Below are 20523 nucleotides of genomic sequence, written 5' to 3' on the forward strand. Positions count from 1 at the left end.
CTGCTCTGCGCAATGTTGCCGCCGATGCTGCTGGCTTTCCCCGCTGGCGCATCGGTGGATCGGTCGAGCGCGCTGCATGCCTATGCCCGCGGCCGGCTGGCCGACAGTTTTGGCGAGGCGAACGTCGCGCTCATCAACTATCGAGACGCGCTGGCGGGAGACGCGAGCAGTTTGGCAGTGGCGCGGCGGTCCTACCTGCATGGCCTGATCAGCGGGGACATGGCGCTGGCGCTTCAGTCGGCAAGGTTGCTGGACAGCCGGGGGGTGCTGCCGCGTGACGGGACGCTTCTGTTCCTTGGCGACGCGCTCGTGCGCCGGGACTGGAAGACGGCGAGGCAAGTTGCGGACCGTGTAGCGGCAGAAGGCAATTTCGGCTTTCTTGCGCCGATAATCCGCAGCTGGATATCGATCGGGGAAGGTCGAGCGGTGCCGCCGGAGATTGATCCGGCAGATCGCTACGCGTCCCTGGGGCGGCGCTACATCGACGAGCATATCGCGCTTCAGGCGCTTGCGCGGGGAGATGCGGCTGCGGCTGGCCCCGCGATAAACCGGGCGCTGGCGTTGCGGACGGTAGAGCTAGGCGAGATGCGGCTGACCTTTGCGGCGCAACTGGCCAGCCGAAGGGCGAGAGCCGAGGCGTTGGCCCTGCTTCCTGAAGGGAAGGCCGACTATGCTCTGGCCCGGCAGGATATTGCGCACGGACGGAGCGGAGGCGAAATCGGGCGAGCGCTGAACCCCGCACAGGGCTTTGGCCGCCTTCTTGCCCGTTTGGCTTCGGACATTTCATCGGACAAAAGCACGCGGATGCTGGCGATCAGACTCGCGCGCATCGGGAGCTTTGCTAATCCAGCTGGAGCGGATGGCAGGCTGGTGTTGGGGCAGTTGCTGACCGATGCAGGACATGGGCAGCAAGCTGTTTCGGAATTGAACAAGGTTGTGGAAAGCGGCTGGTTCGGGACCCTTAGGCAGACGGCTGTGGTCAATGCCTGGGCTGCATCGGATAACAGCAGCGCTGCGATATCGCTGGCGCGCGGATTGGCTCAAGCTCCGGGCGCCGACGTCGAACGTCTCGTGCGGCTTGGGCAGTTGCTGGCCCGCGAAAAGGATTTTGGCGGCGCGGCGGACGCGTTTCATTCTGCCGAAACACGCTATGCTGCGGATAATGTGCCTTGGGCATTATTGCTGATGCGGGGGAGCGCCCTTGAGCAGGCGGGACGTTGGGAAGAAGCACGTGCGGTGCTGGAGCGGGCGGCGAAGATCGCACCGAATGAACCGGCTGTGCTGAATTATCTCGGCTATGCACAGGTCGAGCGGCGGCAAAATGTTCCAGCGGCGCTGGAGCTTCTCAAGAAAGCCAGTGCGCTCAAGCCGGACGACGCGTCGATAACGGATTCTCTGGGATGGGCGCATTTCGTGACAGGAAATGTGGAAGCTGCGGTGCCAGTGCTTGAGCGCGCTGCTGAGGGCGCCCCTGCCGACGTGACGATCAACGAGCATCTGGGCGATGCGCTCTGGGCCATCGGACGGCGCTTCGAAGCGCGCTATGCCTGGAGGGCTGCGGCGGTGTTCGCTGAAGGAGACGTCGAGGCGCGGCTTGATGCGAAAGCCAAATTGGGGATGAGGCCGGAATATGCCGCTCCTTGACGCTGCGACATTGACCGAAACCGCCTATGCCAAGGTGAATCTGGCCCTGCATGTGCGGGAACGGCGGACCGATGGCTATCATGCGCTGGAAAGTCTGTTCGTCTTCGCGACGGATGGCGATCGGCTGAGCGGATGCCCGGACGTTGGCAACGAGATCAGCCTGACGCTGGATGGCCCTTTTGGAGCGGCCCTGGGCGCTGGCGCGGACAATCTCGTCGTGAATGCGGCGAAGAAGTTGCAGGAGCATCTTGGCGAGAAGCGGGGCGCGCGGTTGAAGCTGACGAAAAATCTGCCGGTGGCTTCAGGCATCGGTGGGGGATCGGCTGACGCGGCGGCGGCGCTGCGACTGCTCAATCGCTTGTGGGATGCTCGATTGCCCCGTGCCGAGCTGGAGCGGGTCGGCCTGGAACTGGGTTCCGATGTGCCTGCCTGTGTCAGCAGTGTCACGCAGATGGTCATGGGCCGGGGCGAGGTGCTTGAACCCAGCCACATTGACGGTTTGAGTGGGATTCCGATGCTGCTCGTTAATCCCGGCGTCGGCGTATCGACGGCCAGTGTGTTTAGCCGGTGGGACAGGGTTGATAGAGGTCCTTTGACAGCGTCAACGCTGGATGACCTGATCGTGGATGCCCGCAACGATCTGGAAGAGGCAGCGATCGGGGCCGCGCCGGTCATTGCTGATGTGATTGCCCTTTTGCGGGAGCAGCCGGGGGTGCGCCTGGCCCGCATGTCGGGATCAGGCGCGACCTGCTTCGCCCTTTTCGATACTTGGGGCAGCCGAGCAGCGGCGGCGCGCCATATAGCGGCACGGCAACCGGGCTGGTGGTCATTGGAAACGGAGATCGGCGGGGCGTGAGCGAGGCTTTCACACAGATCGATGTCGGGCCGCTTGATGTGCTGATCATAGCGGATCATGCGTCCGCCCATGTGCCTGCCGACATTGATCTTGGTATCGATCCCGCCCTGCTGGGCAGTCACATTGCGATAGACGTCGGTGCCGCGGAGGTGAGCCGGATGCTGGCGAAGCAGTTGGGATGCACCGCGATATTGGGCGGTGTTTCCAGATTGGTGATCGACCTCAATCGCGAGGATGACGCACCCGGCCTGCTGCCGGTCATGAGCGACGGTCATCCGATCCCCGGCAACCGGCATGCCGATCTTTCCGACCGGATGATGCGCTTTCATCATCCCTATCATCATCAGATCGCCCGATTGCTCGACGGAATGACGTCGCCCTTCATTCTGTCGGTGCACAGTTTCACGCCGCAACTGGCGAGTGATCCGCAGGCAGAGCGGCCCTGGGACATAGGCGTGCTCTACAATGAAGATGATCGTGCCGCTCGCATCGCCATTCCCATGCTGGAGGAGGCAGGCCTGATGGTGGGCGACCAGTTGCCCTATTCGGGGCGGCTGCTGAACGCGACCATGAACCGCCACGCCGAAGCCAACGGTATCCCTTATCTCGGCATTGAAATGCGGCAGGATCTGGTGACAAGCGGGGAGGGGCAAAGCCGCTTCGCCAGCATAATCGGGCCCATCGTGCTACAATGCCGCAATAGCCTTGCGTGACTCGTCCCTTTTTGGAAAGGAGGCGCGCAAGAAGGGTAGGTTTTATGTCTCATACGTTCGACAAGTCGAAACTGCCGAGCCGCCATGTCTCGGTTGGTCCGGAGCGCGCTCCGCATCGTAGCTATTATTATGCGATGGGCCTGACCGAAGAAGAGATTGCCCGTCCTTTCGTAGGTATCGCCTCGGCTGGCAACGACAGCGCGCCGTGCAACACGACGCTCGACATGCAGGCGGATTTTTGCCGTCAGGGTGTGAATGAGGCAGGCGGCATGCCGCGCCGGTTCAACACCATCACCGTCACTGACGGCATTGCGATGGGCCATCAGGGCATGAAAAGCTCGCTGGCGAGCCGTGAAGTGATCGCGGATTCGGTCGAGCTTTCGGTGCGTGGCCACTGCTATGACGCGCTCGTCACTTTCGCTGGATGCGACAAGTCTTTGCCGGGCATGATGATGGCGATGCTGCGCCTGAACGTGCCGTCGATCTTCGTCTATGGCGGGTCGATCCTGCCCGGCAGGTTCGAAAATCGCGACGTCACGGTCGTGGATGTATTCGAGGTCGTCGGCAAATATGCGGCGGGCGCTTGTCCGCTCAAGGATGTGATCGCGCTCGAAAAGGTCGCCTGCCCCGGACATGGTGCATGCGGCGGTCAGTACACCGCGAACACGATGGCATGCGTGGGCGAGGCGATCGGCCTTTCGCTCCCCAACAGCAATATGGCGCCTGCTCCCTATAAGAGCCGTGAGGAGGTTGCCGTTGCCGCTGGCCGTCAGGTCATGGAACTGCTGGCCAAGAACATCCGTCCGCGCGATATCTGCACCCGCGAAGCGTTCGAGAATGCGGCGCGCATCGTCGCGGCGACTGGCGGGTCGACCAACGGCGCGCTGCACTTGCCCGCCATGGCGAATGAATGCGGCATCGATTTCGACCTGTTCGACGTGGCGCAAATCTTCAAATCGACGCCTTACATCGCTGACCTGAAGCCCGGCGGCAAATATGTCGCCAAGGATATGTATGAGGCAGGCGGTGTCTACATGCTGATGAAGACCCTGTTCGACAACGGCCTGCTGCATGGTGACTGCATGACTGTCACCGGCAAGACGATCGCCGAGAATATCGATGAAGTCAGCTGGAACCCGGACCAGAAGGTCATCTATGACGTCAAGTCGCCGATCACCCCCACGGGCGGCGTCGTGGGCCTGAAAGGCTCGCTGGCTCCCAATGGTGCGATCGTGAAGGTGGCGGGCATGCATCGCCTCCAGTTTGAAGGCCCGGCGCGGGTTTTCGATTGTGAGGAAGACGCCTTCGCAGCAGTCGAAGCGCGGGACATCGCTGAAGGTTCGGTCATCATCATCCGATATGAAGGGCCAAAGGGTGGCCCCGGCATGCGCGAGATGCTGTCGACCACGGCCGCGCTCTACGGGCAGGGCATGGGCGAGAAGGTGGCATTGATCACGGACGGCCGCTTCTCTGGCGCAACGCGTGGCTTCTGCATCGGGCATGTTGGGCCGGAGGCTGCGGAGGGTGGTCCGATCGCGCTGGTAGAGAATGGCGACATCATCGCCATCGACGCGGAAGCTGGCACGATCGACCTCAAGGTTTCCGAATCCGTCCTCGCCGAGAGGCAGAAGAACTGGAAGCCGCGCCAGAATGATTATCAGTCAGGCGCTCTCTGGCGCTATGCGCAGAATGTGGGACCGGCTTACAAGGGGGCAGTGACGCACCCGGGAGCGAAGACCGAAACCCATGTCTATGCGGATATCTGAACAGATTGCCGGGGCGGGGCTTATGTGCCTCGCCCTGGCCGCGTGTGACCAGGGCGGAGACAAGGCTGCTCACCCATTTGAAGGCCCCTCAGCAGCGCGCGAGGCCATTGCCGATTGCGCAATCGGTGCTGGCGCGAAATGGGAGCGATCCTGTTCGGTCGAGCAGGATGGGCGGGTTTTGACGATCCGTCATCCGGACGGCGGATTTCGTCGTTTTCAGATCCTCGAAGATCAGCGGGGCCTCGCCTCAGCCGATGGCGCCGAACCGGCCAAGATCGCCATCGTTGGCGATGGCCAGATAGAAGTCAGCGCGGGGCACGATCGTTACCGGTTACCTGCCACTATTTCCCGAACAGCAGCGCCTTGAGCGATCTGCCGATCCTGACCGCCGCGCAGATGCGGGAAGCCGAAAAGGCGGTAATCGCCAGCGGCATAGCCGAATATGAGCTGATGGAGCGGGCGGGTGCGGCTGTTGCGGAGATAATCTGGCGTGCGGGGGGCAGGCGCGACCTTCTGCTACTGTGCGGTCCTGGCAATAATGGCGGTGACGGTTATGTGGTCGCTCGCTTGTTGCGGGCGCGCGGGGTGCCAGTACGAGTGGCTGCCTTGGGAGAGAGTCGCACGGAGTCTGCCCGACGGGCGCGCTCGTCCTGGGGCGGTCCGGTAGAAACTCTGGAGGATGCAGCGCCCGCCACGCAGATTGTCGATGCCCTGTTCGGAACCGGCCTGTCGCGCGGGCTGGACAGCGCAGTTGCTGATAGGTTGAGGTGCCTGACGGAGCAGGCGGCCTTCAGCTATGCGATCGACCTGCCGAGCGGTGTTGAGACCGATAGCGGGGCCTTGCTGTCGGCGGTTCCACAATTTGGCGTCTGCATTGCTTTGGGCGCGCTGAAGCCTGCTCATGTTTTGCACCCTGCTGCCGGGAGCTTCAAGCGGCTGATCTGTGCCGACATTGGCGTCGCGCCGAGCGCACAGGCGCACCGTCTTGCTGCGCCTCATTTGGAAGCGCCGAGGGCTGCTGATCATAAATATAGTCGCGGTCTGGTTGCGGTGGTTGGCGGCGGCATGGCAGGTGCGGGGCTGCTCGCGGCCGAGGCGGCTGTGCGATCAGGTGCGGGAATGGTTCGCCTCCTGGGGGCAGTCGATGAGCTTTCGGGATCGGATGCGATCGTTAGGGTGAAGGCGCTCCAAGCCGATCGCGTAGACGCTGAACTAAGCGACGAGAGGCTGGCGGCGGTGTTGGCCGGGCCTGGCCTCGGGCGAGATCAGAAGGCCGTAGAACGCTTAAGCGCCGTGTTGCGATGTGGACGGCCGTTGGTGCTGGATGCCGACGCTCTGACATTGTTGGGAAAGGGGGAGGTCGGGGACATTCCGCCTTCATCGATCCTGACGCCGCATGAAGGTGAATTCGTCCGCTTGTTTGGCGATTTGCCGGGCAGCAAGATAGACCGGGCCCGTGAAGCAGCACGGCGATCTGCTGCGGTGGTTGTACTCAAAGGTTCGGACACCGTCATCGGCGCCCCGGATGGACGCGTCGTTGTCGCAACTGGCGCGTCTCCTTGGCTGTCGACGGCGGGGACCGGGGACGTTCTTGCAGGATTGGCGGCGGGGCGGATGGCGGTCGTGGCCGATCCGTTCCGCGCGGCTTGCGAGGCGGTCTGGCTCCATGGAGAGGCGGCGCGGCGTGCGAGAGCCGCTTTTGTCGCCGATGATTTGATTGCGCAGCTGCCAGCGGCTATCGCCTCCCGCTTGTGACCGATATCGACAAAGATCTCATAATTCGCATCGCCGCAAAGGGTGATGGCGTTACCGCCGATGGGCGGCATGCACCGCTGGCAGCGCCTGGAGACAGGGTCACGGCCGATGGCGGTTTAGTGGCGGGTCCTCATCATGTCGAAGCTCCGTGCGTTCATTTCCCCGCCTGTGGCGGATGCGAGCTACAACATGTGGACGAGGAGAGCTTGGGCGCGTTCGTGACGGCGCGTGTCACAGGCGCTCTGGCAGGACAGGGGGTGATGCTCGCGCCTCAATCGCTGTTGCCGCCTCACCTATCGCCGCCGAAGGCCCGGCGTCGCGCATCATTGCGTGCGGCTCGAGACGGGCGGCGGATCACCATCGGTTTTGCAGAGTCGGGCAGCCACAAGCTCATCGATCTTGCGATGTGCGAGATACTCGATCCCCGCCTCTTCGCTCTGGTCGAGCCGCTTCGGGCTTTGCTGCCGCTGGTTCTCGCTGACAAGCGCGCTGCACATGTCCGGATGTCCCTGATCGACCAAGGCGTCGACCTGCTGCTGGAGAATGTTGGCGTTTCCGGCCTCGCCGCGGACGAGGGTTTACGGGATTTCTCAGCGGCTCAAGGCCTTGCGCGATTGACGATCGATGAAGGTGATGGCCAGCAGACCCGCTGGGAGCCTGAGCCTGCGACTATGACATTCGGCGGCGTGCCCGTCGCCTTTCCTCCGTTCGCTTTTCTTCAAGCGACGCCGGATGGCGAAGCGGCGTTGTTGGAGATTGTGCGCGAGGCATTGCCGCCGGGAGGCGCGGTGGCGGACCTGTTTAGCGGGCTTGGCACATTCGCTCTCGGAGTGGGCAAGGAGCGTCCGGTTTATGCCGCGGAGGGTGCGCGTGACCTGGTGCTGTCGCTCAAGGTTGCGGCCAATCGCGCGCAGCGGCGAATGGTGGTTGACCATCGTGATTTGTTCAGGCGGCCGCTCGTGCCTGAAGAGCTGAACCGGTTCGCGGCGGTGATTATCGATCCGCCGCGTGCAGGTGCGCGGGAGCAGGTGATGCAGTTAGCGGCATCGGTCGTGCCGGTGATCGCTTATGTTTCGTGCAATCCGGCGAGCTTCGCGCGGGATGCTGCGCATCTTGTGGCGAGCGGCTATATTCTAGACAAGGTGAAGCCGGTCGGCCAGTTCCGATGGTCGACCCATGTCGAACTGGCAGCTGTTTTCCGCCGCCCATAAAATGAACCCTCGCCGCATATTTGCGGCGAGGGAACAGGCACCCTCTCCAAAGGGGAGCTTGAGCCTTTTAGCCCAGCTTGATGACAGTTGCGCGACGGCGTGCCGGGACCGGATCGGCGTAGAGGCTCGCCATCGGCTCGTCTTCAACCTCGATGATCGCTTCCGACGTAAAGCCGTTGAAGCCGGTGCGCATGGCCGCACCATAGGCGCCCAGCATGCCGATTTCGATATAATCGCCGGCCGCCACATCGTCGGGCAGCATGAAAGGACCGGCCATATGATCCATGTCGTCACAGGTCGGGCCGTAGAAAGAGAAAGGCGCGTTTTCCGCTTCGCTGTCCTCTTCGCGCAGCAGGGCGACCGGGAAACGCCAGCCGACATGGGCCGCATCGAACAGAGCGCCATAAGCGCCATCGTTGATGTACAGTTCCGTGCCGCGACGGCGCTCGACCCGCACGATGATGGAGCTATATTCCGCCGACAATGCGCGGCCGGGTTCGCACCATAGTTCCGCCGAATAGCTGATCGGCAGGCTTTCGAAACCGCGATAGATGGCGTCGAAATAGGCCTCCAGCGCTGGCGGTTCCATGCCCGGATAGACCGACGGGAAGCCGCCGCCGACATCGATGATATCGACCGTGACAGCCGCATCGACAATCGCCGCACGAACACGCTCTATAGCATCGCTATAGGCTTGCGGGCTCATGGCCTGGCTACCGACATGGAAGCAGATGCCAAGCGCGTCAGCCGCCTGGCGGGTGGCCATCAGCAGTTCGCGGGTTTCGCCGAGTTCTGCGCCGAACTTGGACGCAAGGCTCAGTTCCGAATGTTCGGAGGAGACGCGCAGCCGAACGCAGAGCTCAAGGTCGGTGGCTTCATGGGTCGCGCGCAGAATCTTTTCCAGCTCGTCGATCGTGTCGAGCGAGAAGGTGCGCACGCCATGGACATGATATGCTTCTGCGATGGCTTCTTCGGCCTTCACGGGATGCATGAAGCACAGCTTCGCTTGTGGCAGCGTTTCCGCGACGAGGCGAACCTCGGCGATCGAGGCGACGTCATAATGCGTAATTCCGCTGTCCCACAAGGTCCGGAGCAGGTCCGGCGAGGGATTGGCCTTCACGGCATAGAGCGAGCGCCCCGGAAACTTCTCAGAGAAGAATCGGGCGGCGCGGGCCGCAGCCTGCGGGCGGATCAGCGTTACCGGTGCTGCCGGTTTGAGGGCGGTTGCTACCCCCAGCGCGCTATGGTGCTTGTGCAACTCAAGGGACCTCCAGTGTAGTCGTGGGCAAACAAGCTGCCTTGCGGTGGAAGTCCCATGGGGCAGCGGAAGGGCGATATATGCGGCAGGTGCCCCCCTGTAAAGCGCGCCCGTAAATTTTGTTGCGCGCCTCGCTACGAAATGTGCGTCAGGAGAGACGGGCCTTGAAGTCCTGGTATGAAAAACGCCGGATTTCCTGGAGTTCACCAGTCTGCGAGTTCCAAAGCCAGATGCCCGGAAGCGGTACGCCGTTGAAGGTGTTGGTTTTTACCATCGAGTAGTGCGCCTGGTCGAGGAAGGCGATCCGCCGTCCCGGAGCCGCGCCGCCTGGGACTCGATAGTCTCCGATAATGTCACCCGCCAGGCAGGACGGACCACCGAGTCGCGTTACCGGCCCTTCGTCCCGTTCATGGAGCATGGCAGGGCGGTAGGGCGCCTCAATGACGTCCGGCATGTGGCATGTGGCCGAAATGTCCGTGATGGCGACAGGCATGCCGTTGTCGATGACGTCGAGGATTTCCCCGATGAGGATGCCAGCGTCGAGGGCCATGGCCTCACCCGGTTCAATATACAGATCGAGCCCGGTCTGCGCCTTGATACGCTGCAGGAAGGTGATCAGGTCGTCGATCTGATAGTCGGCGCGCGTGACATGATGTCCGCCGCCGAAGTTCAGCCATTTTAGACCACCGACATGCGGCATGACGCGCGATTCGATGGCCGCCCAGGTGCGTTCGAGCGGCAGGAAGTCCTGTTCGCAGAGATTGTGGACGTGGAGGCCGTCGACGCCATCCAGATGCTCGGGTCGGAGTTGATCGATCGGGAAACCGAGGCGGCTGTGCGGCTGCGAGGGGTCGTATTTGGGCACTTCTCCCTCGGCGTGGAGGGGGTTTATGCGCAATCCAATGTCGAAGTTCACACCGTTCATGCGCGCATTGTCGATGACCGGCCGGAGCCGCTCGATCTGCCCGGGGCTGTTGAAGATCACATGGTCGGAAATCTTGAGGATTTCGGCGAGATCTTCGGGCTTGTAGGCGGCGCAATAGGTGGCGACCTCCTTGCCGCCATCCTGGCCCGCATATTCCTCGCGCCCGAGACGGGCTTCGTAGATGCCCGACGCGCAGACGCCGTCGAGATATTCGGCCACGACCCCGCCGAGCGACCACATGGAGAAGGCCTTGAGCGCCCCTAGCACCTTGATCCCTGCGCGGTCGCCGATGTCGCGCAGGATAGCGAGATTGCGGCGGATCGCTGCCTCATCCACCACGAAGGCGGGCGAGGGGACGCTGTAAAGGTCGAAATGGGCGAAGGCGGCCGGATCGCCGGCTTTGGTTTCCATGGGGCATACTCCAATTCCCTCCCTCCTTCAGGGGAGAGGGCGAGGGAGAGGGGATTGAGGCGAGATCGGTCGAGTTCCCCTCTCCCGCCTTCGCTATGCTCGGCACCCTCTCCCCTGAAGGGGTGAGGGAGTTTGGCTCAAAAATCCAGCGGGGCGTCCAGTTCCTTTACCTGCCAGGGCAGGCCGTGCTTGTTCAGCATGTCCATGAAGGGATCGGGATCGAACTGCTCGATGTTGAACACGCCCTCACCTTTCCACGCGCCAGTAAGCATGAGTGCCGCGCCGATCATCGCGGGGACGCCGGTGGTGTAGCTGACCGCCTGGTTGCCGGTTTCGGCATAGGCGTCCTCATGGTCGCAGACATTGTAGACATAGACGGTCTTCTGCGCCCCGTCCTTCTGTCCGGTTGCGATGTCGCCGATGTTGGTCTTGCCCTTCGTGGTCGAACCCAGGCTCGACGGTTCGGGGAGTACGGCCTTCAGGAACTGGAGCGGGATGATTTCCTGGCCGTTGTAGATGACCGGGTCGATCCGCGTCATGCCGACATTCTGGAGCACTTCGAGATGCTTGAGATAGGCGTCACCGAAAGTCATCCAGAAGCGGACGCGCTTGATTTCCGGGTAGTGCTTCGCGAGGCTTTCCAGTTCCTCATGATACATGAGGTACATGTTCTTCTCGCCGACCTGGTCGAAGTCGAACACCTGCTTGTGCTTCAGGGCAGGGCCTTCCACCCACTTGCCGCCTTCCCAATGGCGGGAGGGCGCGGTCACTTCGCGGATGTTGATTTCCGGATTGAAGTTGGTCGCGAAATGCTGGCCATGGTCGCCGCCGTTGCAGTCGAGAATATCGAGCGTGTCGATGCGGTCGAGCAGATGCTTCTTGATGTAGGACGCAAAGACGCTGGTGACGCCGGGGTCGAAGCCCGAGCCGAGCAGGGCCATGATGCCCGCTTCCTTGAAGCGTTCCTGATAGGCCCATTGCCAGCTATATTCGAATTTCGCGGTGTCGCGCGGTTCGTAGTTGGCCGTGTCGAGATAGTCGGTTTTGGTCGCGAGGCACGCGTCCATGATCGCGAGGTCCTGATAAGGCAACGCGAGGTTCACGACGAGCTTTGGTTGGACCTTTTCGATGAGGGCGATGGTCTCTTCGACATTATCGGCGTCGACCTGCGCTACGTCGATGGTGACGCCGGTGCGGGCCTTCACTGATTCGGCGACCTTTTCGCAGCTGATGATGCGGCGGCTGGCGAGCGTGATATGGCTGAAAATGTCACTGTTCATCGCCATCTTGTGAACCGCGACAGACCCGACGCCGCCCGCGCCAATGACCAGTACCTTGCTCAATTCAACTGCTCCATGAGTGAAGCGCGCCCGACGCGCGAAAGCGCCCATATAGGGAGTGTGCGTGACAGCGCAAAGTCAGAGATTACGCACCCATCCTTGATTGAGCGTGCAGAACACAGACCGCGAATTATCTTAGATATTGAAATAATCAATGGAGGAGGCTGAATGACAGCGCTGCCTAAATAGCTCGACTTAATAGCCGACTTGAAGTTTCTCCCGCAAGGATCAGATCAGTAGCAACCAGTCTGCAGGAACTCCCACCTGCCAATTAGGCGAGCCGTCTAAAATTAGATCACTCGTCTGAATATCCGAGGAGGTGAAGATCCCGTTGAGAACAATACGTCCCTCCAAAGCATTGCCTTCTTTGTCCTCGAAAGCCGAGAGGTCGATCATGGTACTCCCGTAAAACGGCATAGACGCAGCGTTGCGCACATCATCAAGTGTGAGCACATCTCCATTGTGAGTTCTTAAGGCTGAGAGATCTAGCTTGTCCCCATCGATCTGGCTAAACTCGACGCCCAAACTGCCCCATTGACCTCTCGAGGGGTCAATAATGTATGTGTCTGCTCCGCTACCGCCGTGCATGAAATTGCTTCTGGCCTCCTGACCTAGATTGCCAAGCAAATAGACCAGCAGATCGTTGCCCTCGCCACCATAAGCTGCGGGATTGTCGTTGTTGCTTCCCCAACCATCCGCGGCATCGATCAGCAGATCGTCTCCCTCATCGCCAGACAGCCGGTCAGAGCCACGGCCACCGATGAGGATGTCGGCGCCGCCCATGCCGAAGATGTTGTCATCACCTCCTCGGCCAGCAAGAACATCTGCGCCTGCCTCACCGTAGAGGTTGTTGGTTCCGTCGTCTCCCAGCAGTATGTCGTCGTAGTCACCGCCAGCGAGGCCCTCTATGGATATTAGCTTATCTTCAAAGGGAGTACCTTGTCCGAGCCAGACCGCACGGCCCGTAGAGAGATCGGCGCGAACCTGCGCATCCCAATGCGCAACATCATTACCTGCTCCACCATTCAAATGATTAATACCTGCACCGCCGCGCAACGAGTCGTTTCCGCTTCCGAGTGCAACAAAGTCTGCCGCCGCTCCGCCATCAAAGATCAATTGCGCGCTGCCGTGTATCACCACATCGCTACCGTCGGCTCCACCGCTGATCCAACCGGAGCCGTTGTCTAGCTGCAAATCTAATGTAAGTCTGCCGGGCCCTGCAAACAGGTTCAGTATTCGTCCCTCCATATCAAATGCTCCGCTCAGTCGATCGTCACCTGTGCCGAGGGAGATGCTAAGTGGCCACCGCCCGGAGCCGGTGATGATAATGTCTGCGGGTGATCGACGCAGATCAAAGTCGGTGAAGCCGCTTAGATCATGTCCGTCAAGGAGCGAGCCTGGGGCGGTCACGCGGATTAACGAGCCATCGATGTCGAACTCTGCCTGACCCGCAATAATTGTGGTAAGTTGAGTACCTCTTGCTTGGAGGATTTGTGGGGGGGACGGCAAACGGAGTTCTGGCGGCAGACTTGATGATCGATCTGTGGTCATGTACCGCAGCAATGGGTTTTCGTCGACCGATAACCCAGTAGCTGCGCGATACTCTGATAAGCTAAATTTAGCGGCAGGATCTCGTCCCTCTCTCCACCCAAAGTTCAGAAAGTGCTGAAAGGCGTCGATTTGCGCCGCAGCGACATCTGGGTTTTGGACGAGGTAAAAAGCTTCGTCGAAGAACGCATTTGGACGACGACCCTCCAAGTTCCCATAAATGTGATAATGAATGTAGGGATCCACGCCAGCAGCGGCAACGTCCGGATTTTCGGCCAAATAATAAGATCGATCAAAACCCTCCCGCAGATCCGCCCATGGGTCCAGCGTTAATGCGCGATGTTCGTACTGCCCATAATTGAGGTAGTGCACCAATGGGTTGATGCCCGCTGTCAGCACGTCCCGGTTCGCGTCAAGATAATCCCAGCTATCGAATGCCGCAGATGGATCACGCTGCTCACGCCACCCGAACTCCATATAGTGTTTTAACGGGTTTACTCCCGCTGCCAGCACATCTGGATTGTTATGAAGGTAAAATTTGGAGTCAAAGAGCGCATTAGGATCGCGCCCTTCGCGCCAGCCGTACGCCAGATAATGCTGATACGGGTCGACCCCCGCTGCCGCTACGTCAGCATTGCGCGTAAGATAAAAATCCCGATCAAATCCATTTACGTCAATCATTTGGAGCACTCCCCCTAACACAAAGGTTAGCTAGATCGGGGCCCTTGGTCCAGATTGCTTCGGCGTCAATGGGAATTCATTTGGCTTTCTCTGCCAAGGGTTCGGGGTCACTTGCGCTAGAAACTCGCCCCGTCAACCTTGTTGATCTTGAGCGTGTCCAGATCGACGTCCGGTACGCAGCGCAGGTTGATGGCGCGGATCGATCCTTCAGGGGATTCACCCTCCGCAAAGGATTGCGTGCCGCAGATAGCGCAGAAGCGGTGGGTGATCTGGTGCTTGTAGAATTTGTAGTCGGTCAGATTGTCCGCGCCGCTGTTGAGGGTGAACTGGCCGGCGGGCACGAAGGTGAGGAGGAAGCCTTTCCGGCGGCAATGGGAACAGTTGCAGGACATAGCTTCGGTGGGCGCATCGGCGGTCACGGTGAAGGTGACTGCGCCGCAGTGGCAGCTTCCAGCATAGGGCATCGATCGTCCTTTCAATCTGGCTGTAGGGGATGGCGCAGCCGCTTTTGCAGAGTTGCTGCGCTATCATCTTGTCAGGCGCGGTTTTTCCGCGCCTCCGCCCTGCGTGCGAAGATATTCAGCAGTTCAACCAACGTCGAAAACGCCATGGCTGCATAGATATACCCCTTGGGCACATGAACGCCAAACCCGTCCGCGATGAGGACCGCGCCGATCATCAGCAGGAAGCCCAAGGCCAACATGACGACAGTGGGGTTGCGGGCAATGAAGTTGGCAAGGGGATCGGCCGCGAGGACCATCGCCGTCACGGCGACGAGGACAGCGATAACCATCACCGCGAGATTATCGGTCATGCCCACGGCGGTAAGGATCGAGTCGAGCGAAAAGATCATGTCGAGGAGAATGATCTGGACGATCGCGCTGCCGAAACTCAGCGTCGCCGCGCCCTTTTGCTTTTCGAGAATGTCGTCGGAATGGACGGGATCGACCGTGTGGTGAATTTCCTTCGTCGCCTTCCAGATCAGGAAGAGGCCCCCGGCGATGAGGATGAGATCGCGCCAGGAAAATACCGTCTCGAATGTCGGGACACCATGCTGATCCAAGGGACCACTGATCCCCAAGTCAAATACAGGCTTGGTAAGCCCGACGATCCACGCGATCATCGAAAGCAGCACGAGCCGCATGCCGAGCGCAAGGCCGATGCCGATCCGCCGCGCCTTGGGACGCTGCGCCTCCGGCAATTTGTTCGTCAGTATCGAGATGAAGACAAGATTGTCGATGCCGAGCACGACCTCCATCACCACCAGAGCCACCAGCGCGGCAAGGGCCGTTGGATCGGTGAAGGCGCTTATCAGGCTATCCATTGGGTTCCTCTCGTTCAGTCGGGCAGCCGCTACGTCGCGATTGTCCAGTGTGTCAGTCTGGACTGCATGCCGAAAAAGATTTCGTCAAGAAAAGCTGGCGGGCCATCAGCTTACCAGCTTGCGCAATCCCTCGACCGTATCCGCTTCCGCAGCGGGTTTGTCCCGCCTGATCCGGGCGATCCTTGGGAAGCGCATGGCTAGCCCGGACTTGTGCCTCTTGCTGTCGTGGATGCTGTCGAAGGCGACTTCCAGGACCAGCGACTTCTCCACCTCCCGCACCGGGCCGAAGCGGTTGAGGGTGTTGTTGCGCACGAAGCGGTCCAGCCACTTCAGTTCATCATCGGTGAAGCCGCTATAGGCCTTGCCGACGGGCAGCAGTTCGCCATCCTCCGTCCAGCAACCGAAGGTGTAGTCGGAATAGAAGGATGAGCGTTTGCCGTGGCCGCGTTGGGCATACATCATGACGCAATCGGCGGTCAGCGGATCGCGTTTCCATTTGTACCAGAGGGCGGCCTTGCGCCCGGCGACATAGGGGCTGTCGCGGCGTTTCAGCATGACGCCTTCGATCGCGGCGTCCCGGGCGCCCGCGCGGATTTCGGCCAGGGCTTCGAAGTCTGATGCCTCTATCAGAGCGGATATGTCGAAACGAACCTGGTCGAGGCTGGGAAGCAGGGCTTCAAGGCGGGGGCGGCGATCAGCCCATGGCAGGGCGCGCAGGTCTTCGTCGGCGTGAAGGAGTATGTCGTACAGGCGAACGAAGGCGGGATAGTCGGCCATCATCTTGGCCGTCACCGCCTTGCGGCCGAGACGTTGCTGGAGGGCGTTGAAGCTGGCCGCCTCGCCTCCCTGGAACTCGCCCTTGACGAGGAGTTCGCCGTCGAGGACCGCGTGGGCGGCGAAGGCTTGGGCAATCTCCGGGAAGCTGCCGGTGATGTCATCCCCGGCGCGGCTATAGAGGCGCGTCTCCTTGCCCGTGCCGACGATCTGGATGCGGATGCCGTCCCATTTCCATTCGGCGGCATAGTCGGCGAGGTCGATGCTATCCGCTTCAAGCGGATGAGCAAGCATGAAAGGGCGGAAGAAGGGCGTGCCTGCTGGATCGGGGCGGTCAGATCTGCCCTCGGCCCAATCGAACAGGGCGGTATAGGGTGGCGCGAGGGCATGCCAGCATTCCTCTACATCATCGACGTCGAGGTCGAAGGCCTGGGCAAAGCCGGTCTTGGCGAGGCGGGCGGAGATGCCGACGCGCAGCCCCCCGGTTGCAAGCTTGAGCAGGGCGAAGCGGCCCGATGCGTCGAGATGATCCATCATCTGGGCGAGCGTGGCGGGCGCTGCGGCGCGGCTGACGCTGTGCAGACGGTCGATGATGGCGGAGAGGGTGAGGGAGCCGTCGTCTATCTCGGCGGGCTGGTCCTCGCTCTTGGGCCAGAGAAGCGCGACGGTTTCGGCGAGGTCGCCGACATAGTCGCGGCTCATTTCGTAGAGGACCGGATCGGTGCGGGCGCGGATCATCTCTCCGATGGCGGAGGCCTTGACGGCCTTTATGTCGAGATTGCCGGTGAGGGCGGCCAGCGCCCAGCCGCGATCCGGGTCTGGCGCTTCGCGCATGTAACGGGCGATGAGGTCCAGCTTGCCATTGCGGGATCGGGTGTAGACGAGGCCGTCGAGGAGTTGGGAGAATTGTCTCATAGAGCCAAGCCTCTCACCCGTTCGCCCGGAGCTTGTCGAAGGGCTCGTCTTTCTTGAAGAAGGTGAAGGGCGTCCACAGGCTCAGCCCGAACGGCGGGAGAGAAAGGTCGTCTATCATCATCCCTCATCCTCGTCCTCGCGGCCGACCAGTTCGAGCGCTCGCGCGCGCATCTGATGGATCATGCACCAATGCAGCAGGGCCTCCTCGCGGCCATGGGTGATCCAGGTTTCGGTGGGTGCGACCTCGCGGATGGTATCGGTCAGCTCGTCCCAGTCAGCATGATCGGATATGACGAGCGGCAGTTCGACGTTCTTCTGCCGGGCACGTTGGCGGACGCGCATCCAACCTGACGCCATGGCGGTGATGGGATCGGGCAGGCGGCGGCTCCAGCGGTCGTTGAGGGCGGAAGGTGGCGAAACGATGAGATGGCCGCGCATCTCTTTCGCGGGCACGCCGGTCGCGGGGCGGAGTTCGCCAAGGTCTATGCCGAAATCCTGATAGAGCGCGCACATGCGTTCCATCGCGCCATGGATGTAGATGGGATCGTGATGCCCGCGTGCCCGAACCTCGCAGATCAGGCGCTGAGCCTTGCCCAGCGCATAGGCGCCGACGAGAACGCAGCGATCGGGGTGCGCGTGAAGCGCGGCGAGCAGGCGGTCGATTTCGCTGCCTGTGTCAGGGTGGCGGAAGACGGGAAGGCCGAACGTCGCTTCGGTGACGAAGATGTCGCAGGGGACGGGCTCGAACGGCTTGCAGGTCGGGTCTGGACGGCGCTTGTAGTCGCCGGTCACGATCACGCGTTCGCCCGCATGTTCTAGCAGGATTTGCGCCGAACCCAGCACATGGCCCGCCGGAATGTAGGAAATGTCGACGCCGCCCATGCGAACCTGCTCGCCATAGCCGACGGGCGTGCCGCTCGCCGTGCCGTAACGAAGCGCCATGATGGCGAGCGTCTCTCCGGTAGCCCAGACATGGCCATGGCCGCCGCGCGCATGATCGGCATGGCCATGGGTGACGAGCGCGCGCTCTGCGGGTTGGGATGGATCGATCCAGGCGTCGGCAGGGCGGACGTAGATTCCGGTGGGGTGGGGTTCGATCCAATGGGGCATATCCATCCAAGAAGATGGGAAATGGCCCTATTGTTCCGCAAGAGGTCCGGTCAGGCGGCCTTCTTGAGCTCCAGTTCCAGCCGGTCCCAGATTTCGACCAGTGCCTGGACAAGTTCCTGCATCATCTCGACCGTATGTGCGGGGCCTGGTGTGAAACGCAGGCGCTCGGTGCCGCGTGGCACGGTGGGATAGTTGATGGGCTGCACATAGGCGCCATATTCGGCGAGCAGGATGTCGCTGATCCGCTTGGCCTTTACAGGGTCACCGACCATCAGCGGGACGATGTGCGTGACGGACGGCATGACCGGCAGGCCCGATTCCCTCATCAGTCGCTTCAGGGTGGCGGCGGCGGCCTGCTGGCCTTCCCGCTCTTCGTTGGATTGCTTGAGGTGGCGTACGCTGGCGAGGACGCCAGCGACGAGCACGGGCGAGAGAGACGTCGTGAAAATGAAGCCCGGCGCATAGCTGCGGATCACGTCGATGATCATCTGATCAGCCGCGATGTAGCCGCCCATGACGCCGAACGCCTTGCCCAGCGTGCCTTCGATGATGGTCAGGCGGTGCGCGACATCATCGCGTTCGGAAATGCCGCCGCCATGTGCGCCATACATGCCGACCGCATGCACTTCGTCGAGATAGGTGAGCGCATTGAACTCGTCCGCCAGATCGCAGATCTCGGCGATGGGGGCCACGTCGCCGTCCATCGAATAGACGCTTTCGAAAGCGATCAGCTTGGGAGCGTCGGGATCTTCGGCGGCGAGCAGTTCGCGCAGATGATCGACGTCATTGTGACGGAAGACGCGCTTTTCGCAGCCCGAATTGCGGATGCCCGCGATCATAGACGCGTGGTTCAGTTCGTCGGAGAAAACAATGCAGCCGGGCAGCAGCTTGGCGAGCGTAGAGAGCGCCGCTTCGTTCGACACATAGCCGGACGTGAAGAGCAGGGCGCCTTCCTTGCCATGCAGGCTGGCGAGTTCAGCTTCCAGATCGACATGATAATGGGTGTTGCCGCCGATGTTGCGGGTGCCGCCGGAGCCTGCGCCGACATCGTGCAGTGCTTCTTCCATCGCCGCGACGACCTTTGGGTGCTGACCCATGGCGAGATAGTCGTTGGAGCACCATACGGTGATGGGCTTCGGACCATTATGGCCGTGGAAGCAGCGGGCGTTAGGGAAGGCACCCTTGTTCCGCAGGATATCGATGAACACGCGGTAACGGCCTTCGCTGTGAAGCCGGTCGATCGCCTGCGCGAAGATATGCTTGTAGTTCACGTAACGCCCTAGTCCCTTGGTGGCCCGCATTCCCCTCTTGCGGGCCGTTTACCCGCTGCGTCGCTCCATTACCAGCGATAACCGTTCGCAGCGTTTGGGAGAAATACCTATCACAATGATAGAGGAATTTGCGAGTGGACCAAAGGTCCCACCCCTTACAAAGCTTCCATTTGCGTTAGGCCGAAGTCGGCGAGGGCGGGCGCGAGCGCTGCGACGCTGTTGTCGAGGCGGGTGAAGACGGCTTTCCCGGATGGGCGGGACGCGGGCCATTCCTGTCCCTGCGTCAGGTAGGCGATGCGGCGGGCGATGCCGTCGCCGCCATGGACGAAGGCGAGGGGGCGGGGCGCTGCGGCGGCAAGCTCCGCTTCCACCAGAGGAAAATGGGTGCAGGCGAGGACGACCGTGTCCATGCGGTCGCCGCCGGGTTGATCGAGCAAGCCCGCAAGGGCATCGCGCGCTATCGCCGGGTCTAGCGGTTCGCCACGCAGCTTGGCTTCCGCGAGCTGGACCAGAGCGGCGGAACCGTGGCGCAAAACGGTGCAATCCGCACCGAACTCGGCAGTGAGACGGTCGACATAAGGCTGGCGCACGGTGGCATCGGTGCCCAGCACGCCGAAGACGCGGCTTTTGGAAAGAAGCGCGGCAGGCTTGATCGCCGGAACCGTGCCGACGACGGGAATGTCGAGCGCGGCGCGGACGGCGGACAGCGCGATGGTCGAGGCGGTGTTGCAGGCGATCACGGCCAGGCGCGGGCGGAAACGTTCGACCAGGCGGCCGAGCAGTGCAGGCACGCGAGCGGCGATTTCCGCCTCGCTCTTCGTGCCATAGGGGAAGCCTGCGCTGTCGGCTGCGTAGACGATCGGCGCGTTGGGCAGTGCGGCACGCGCTGGCGCGAGGATGGAGAGCCCGCCGACGCCGGAATCGAAGAACAGCAGGGGGGCTGATGGTGCGACCTTCATTATGGCGCACATGTCGCGGGAGAGGGCGGGGCTGTCAATATTTCGGAGCGATTGGGATGCCA

General features: G+C 61.5%; 17 protein-coding genes. 7 read left to right on the forward strand and 10 right to left on the reverse strand.

Annotated elements, in window-relative coordinates; translation table 11 throughout:
- The first annotated feature begins 12 nt into the window (after window positions 1-12).
- From ACYU8T_RS04830 to ACYU8T_RS04860, 7 genes are read left to right on the forward strand one after another with little or no spacing between them, the layout of a single operon-like run.
- Window positions 13-1644: a tetratricopeptide repeat protein gene (locus tag ACYU8T_RS04830; protein ID WP_461158682.1), complete on the forward strand. Its 1632-nt coding sequence runs from the start codon at window positions 13-15 to the stop codon at window positions 1642-1644.
- Entirely contained in the window at window positions 1631-2500 is an 870-nt protein-coding gene (locus ACYU8T_RS04835) for a 4-(cytidine 5'-diphospho)-2-C-methyl-D-erythritol kinase (protein WP_461158683.1), read from the forward strand. The genes ACYU8T_RS04830 and ACYU8T_RS04835 overlap by 14 nt, the downstream gene beginning before the upstream one ends.
- Window positions 2497-3213: an N-formylglutamate amidohydrolase gene (locus tag ACYU8T_RS04840; protein WP_461158684.1), complete on the forward strand. Its 717-nt coding sequence runs from the start codon at window positions 2497-2499 to the stop codon at window positions 3211-3213. Before ACYU8T_RS04835 ends, ACYU8T_RS04840 begins: the two co-directional genes overlap by 4 nt.
- Before the next feature lie 44 nt (window positions 3214-3257).
- Window positions 3258-4979 (forward strand): dihydroxy-acid dehydratase, encoded by a 1722-nt coding sequence (gene ilvD, locus ACYU8T_RS04845; protein ID WP_201513845.1) that lies wholly within the window; start codon window positions 3258-3260, stop codon window positions 4977-4979.
- Window positions 4966-5346, forward strand: a complete 381-nt coding sequence (locus tag ACYU8T_RS04850; protein WP_461158685.1) for a hypothetical protein — start codon at window positions 4966-4968, stop codon at window positions 5344-5346. Before ilvD ends, ACYU8T_RS04850 begins: the two co-directional genes overlap by 14 nt.
- The gene (locus ACYU8T_RS04855; protein WP_461158686.1) at window positions 5343-6734 is read left to right on the forward strand and encodes an NAD(P)H-hydrate dehydratase; all 1392 of its coding nucleotides are present in this window, start codon (window positions 5343-5345) and stop codon (window positions 6732-6734) included. Before ACYU8T_RS04850 ends, ACYU8T_RS04855 begins: the two co-directional genes overlap by 4 nt.
- The gene (locus ACYU8T_RS04860; protein WP_461158687.1) at window positions 6731-7945 is read left to right on the forward strand and encodes a class I SAM-dependent RNA methyltransferase; all 1215 of its coding nucleotides are present in this window, start codon (window positions 6731-6733) and stop codon (window positions 7943-7945) included. Before ACYU8T_RS04855 ends, ACYU8T_RS04860 begins: the two co-directional genes overlap by 4 nt.
- A gap of 67 nt (window positions 7946-8012) precedes the next feature.
- Here the strand turns inward: ACYU8T_RS04860 and ACYU8T_RS04865 are convergent, their stop codons facing one another.
- The 10 genes from ACYU8T_RS04865 to murI all read right to left on the reverse strand — a co-directional run bounded on the left by ACYU8T_RS04865 (window position 8013) and on the right by murI (window position 20461).
- The gene (locus tag ACYU8T_RS04865) at window positions 8013-9203 is read right to left on the reverse strand and encodes a type III PLP-dependent enzyme (protein ID WP_461158688.1); all 1191 of its coding nucleotides are present in this window, start codon (window positions 9201-9203) and stop codon (window positions 8013-8015) included.
- 148 nt (window positions 9204-9351) lie between these two features.
- A complete protein-coding gene (locus tag ACYU8T_RS04870) occupies window positions 9352-10539 on the reverse strand; it encodes a carboxynorspermidine decarboxylase (RefSeq protein WP_461158689.1) in 1188 nt (395 codons plus the stop codon).
- A 137-nt stretch (window positions 10540-10676) separates the two neighbouring features.
- Window positions 10677-11882, reverse strand: coding sequence for a saccharopine dehydrogenase family protein (locus ACYU8T_RS04875; protein ID WP_461158690.1), 1206 nt, complete (start codon window positions 11880-11882; stop codon window positions 10677-10679).
- Between the two features lie 225 nt (window positions 11883-12107).
- Window positions 12108-14108, reverse strand: coding sequence for a calcium-binding protein (locus ACYU8T_RS04880; protein ID WP_461158691.1), 2001 nt, complete (start codon window positions 14106-14108; stop codon window positions 12108-12110).
- Between the two features lie 116 nt (window positions 14109-14224).
- The gene (locus ACYU8T_RS04885; protein ID WP_461158692.1) at window positions 14225-14572 is read right to left on the reverse strand and encodes a GFA family protein; all 348 of its coding nucleotides are present in this window, start codon (window positions 14570-14572) and stop codon (window positions 14225-14227) included.
- 71 nt (window positions 14573-14643) lie between these two features.
- Entirely contained in the window at window positions 14644-15432 is a 789-nt protein-coding gene (locus tag ACYU8T_RS04890) for a TerC family protein (RefSeq protein ID WP_097091506.1), read from the reverse strand.
- A gap of 105 nt (window positions 15433-15537) precedes the next feature.
- The gene (locus ACYU8T_RS04895) at window positions 15538-17121 is read right to left on the reverse strand and encodes a cisplatin damage response ATP-dependent DNA ligase (RefSeq protein WP_461158693.1); all 1584 of its coding nucleotides are present in this window, start codon (window positions 17119-17121) and stop codon (window positions 15538-15540) included.
- A gap of 117 nt (window positions 17122-17238) precedes the next feature.
- Entirely contained in the window at window positions 17239-18231 is a 993-nt protein-coding gene (locus ACYU8T_RS04900; protein WP_461159750.1) for a ligase-associated DNA damage response exonuclease, read from the reverse strand.
- A 50-nt stretch (window positions 18232-18281) separates the two neighbouring features.
- Entirely contained in the window at window positions 18282-19502 is a 1221-nt protein-coding gene (gene hemA, locus ACYU8T_RS04905; RefSeq protein ID WP_461158694.1) for a 5-aminolevulinate synthase, read from the reverse strand.
- Window positions 19503-19657: 155 nt separating this feature from the next.
- Window positions 19658-20461, reverse strand: coding sequence for a glutamate racemase (gene murI, locus ACYU8T_RS04910; protein ID WP_461158695.1), 804 nt, complete (start codon window positions 20459-20461; stop codon window positions 19658-19660).
- Window positions 20462-20523: the final 62 nt, after the last annotated feature.

It is taken from the genome of Sphingobium sp. TomMM35A, from assembly GCF_054771735.1.

Excerpts from the sequence above, each read along its gene's own strand:
- ACYU8T_RS04830 (WP_461158682.1), top strand. The coding sequence starts at position 13 with ATGTTGCCGCCGATGCTGCTGGCTTTCCCCGCTGGCGCATCGGTGGAT.
- ACYU8T_RS04835 (WP_461158683.1), top strand. The coding sequence starts at position 1,631 with ATGCCGCTCCTTGACGCTGCGACATTGACCGAAACCGCCTATGCCAAG.
- ilvD (WP_201513845.1), top strand. The coding sequence starts at position 3,258 with ATGTCTCATACGTTCGACAAGTCGAAACTGCCGAGCCGCCATGTCTCG.
- ACYU8T_RS04850 (WP_461158685.1), top strand. The coding sequence starts at position 4,966 with ATGCGGATATCTGAACAGATTGCCGGGGCGGGGCTTATGTGCCTCGCC.
- ACYU8T_RS04870 (WP_461158689.1), bottom strand. The coding sequence starts at position 10,539 with ATGGAAACCAAAGCCGGCGATCCGGCCGCCTTCGCCCATTTCGACCTT.
- ACYU8T_RS04880 (WP_461158691.1), bottom strand. The coding sequence starts at position 14,108 with ATGATTGACGTAAATGGATTTGATCGGGATTTTTATCTTACGCGCAAT.
- ACYU8T_RS04885 (WP_461158692.1), bottom strand. The coding sequence starts at position 14,572 with ATGCCCTATGCTGGAAGCTGCCACTGCGGCGCAGTCACCTTCACCGTG.
- ACYU8T_RS04890 (WP_097091506.1), bottom strand. The coding sequence starts at position 15,432 with ATGGATAGCCTGATAAGCGCCTTCACCGATCCAACGGCCCTTGCCGCG.
- ACYU8T_RS04895 (WP_461158693.1), bottom strand. The coding sequence starts at position 17,121 with ATGAGACAATTCTCCCAACTCCTCGACGGCCTCGTCTACACCCGATCC.
- ACYU8T_RS04900 (WP_461159750.1), bottom strand. The coding sequence starts at position 18,231 with ATGCCCCATTGGATCGAACCCCACCCCACCGGAATCTACGTCCGCCCT.
- murI (WP_461158695.1), bottom strand. The coding sequence starts at position 20,461 with ATGAAGGTCGCACCATCAGCCCCCCTGCTGTTCTTCGATTCCGGCGTC.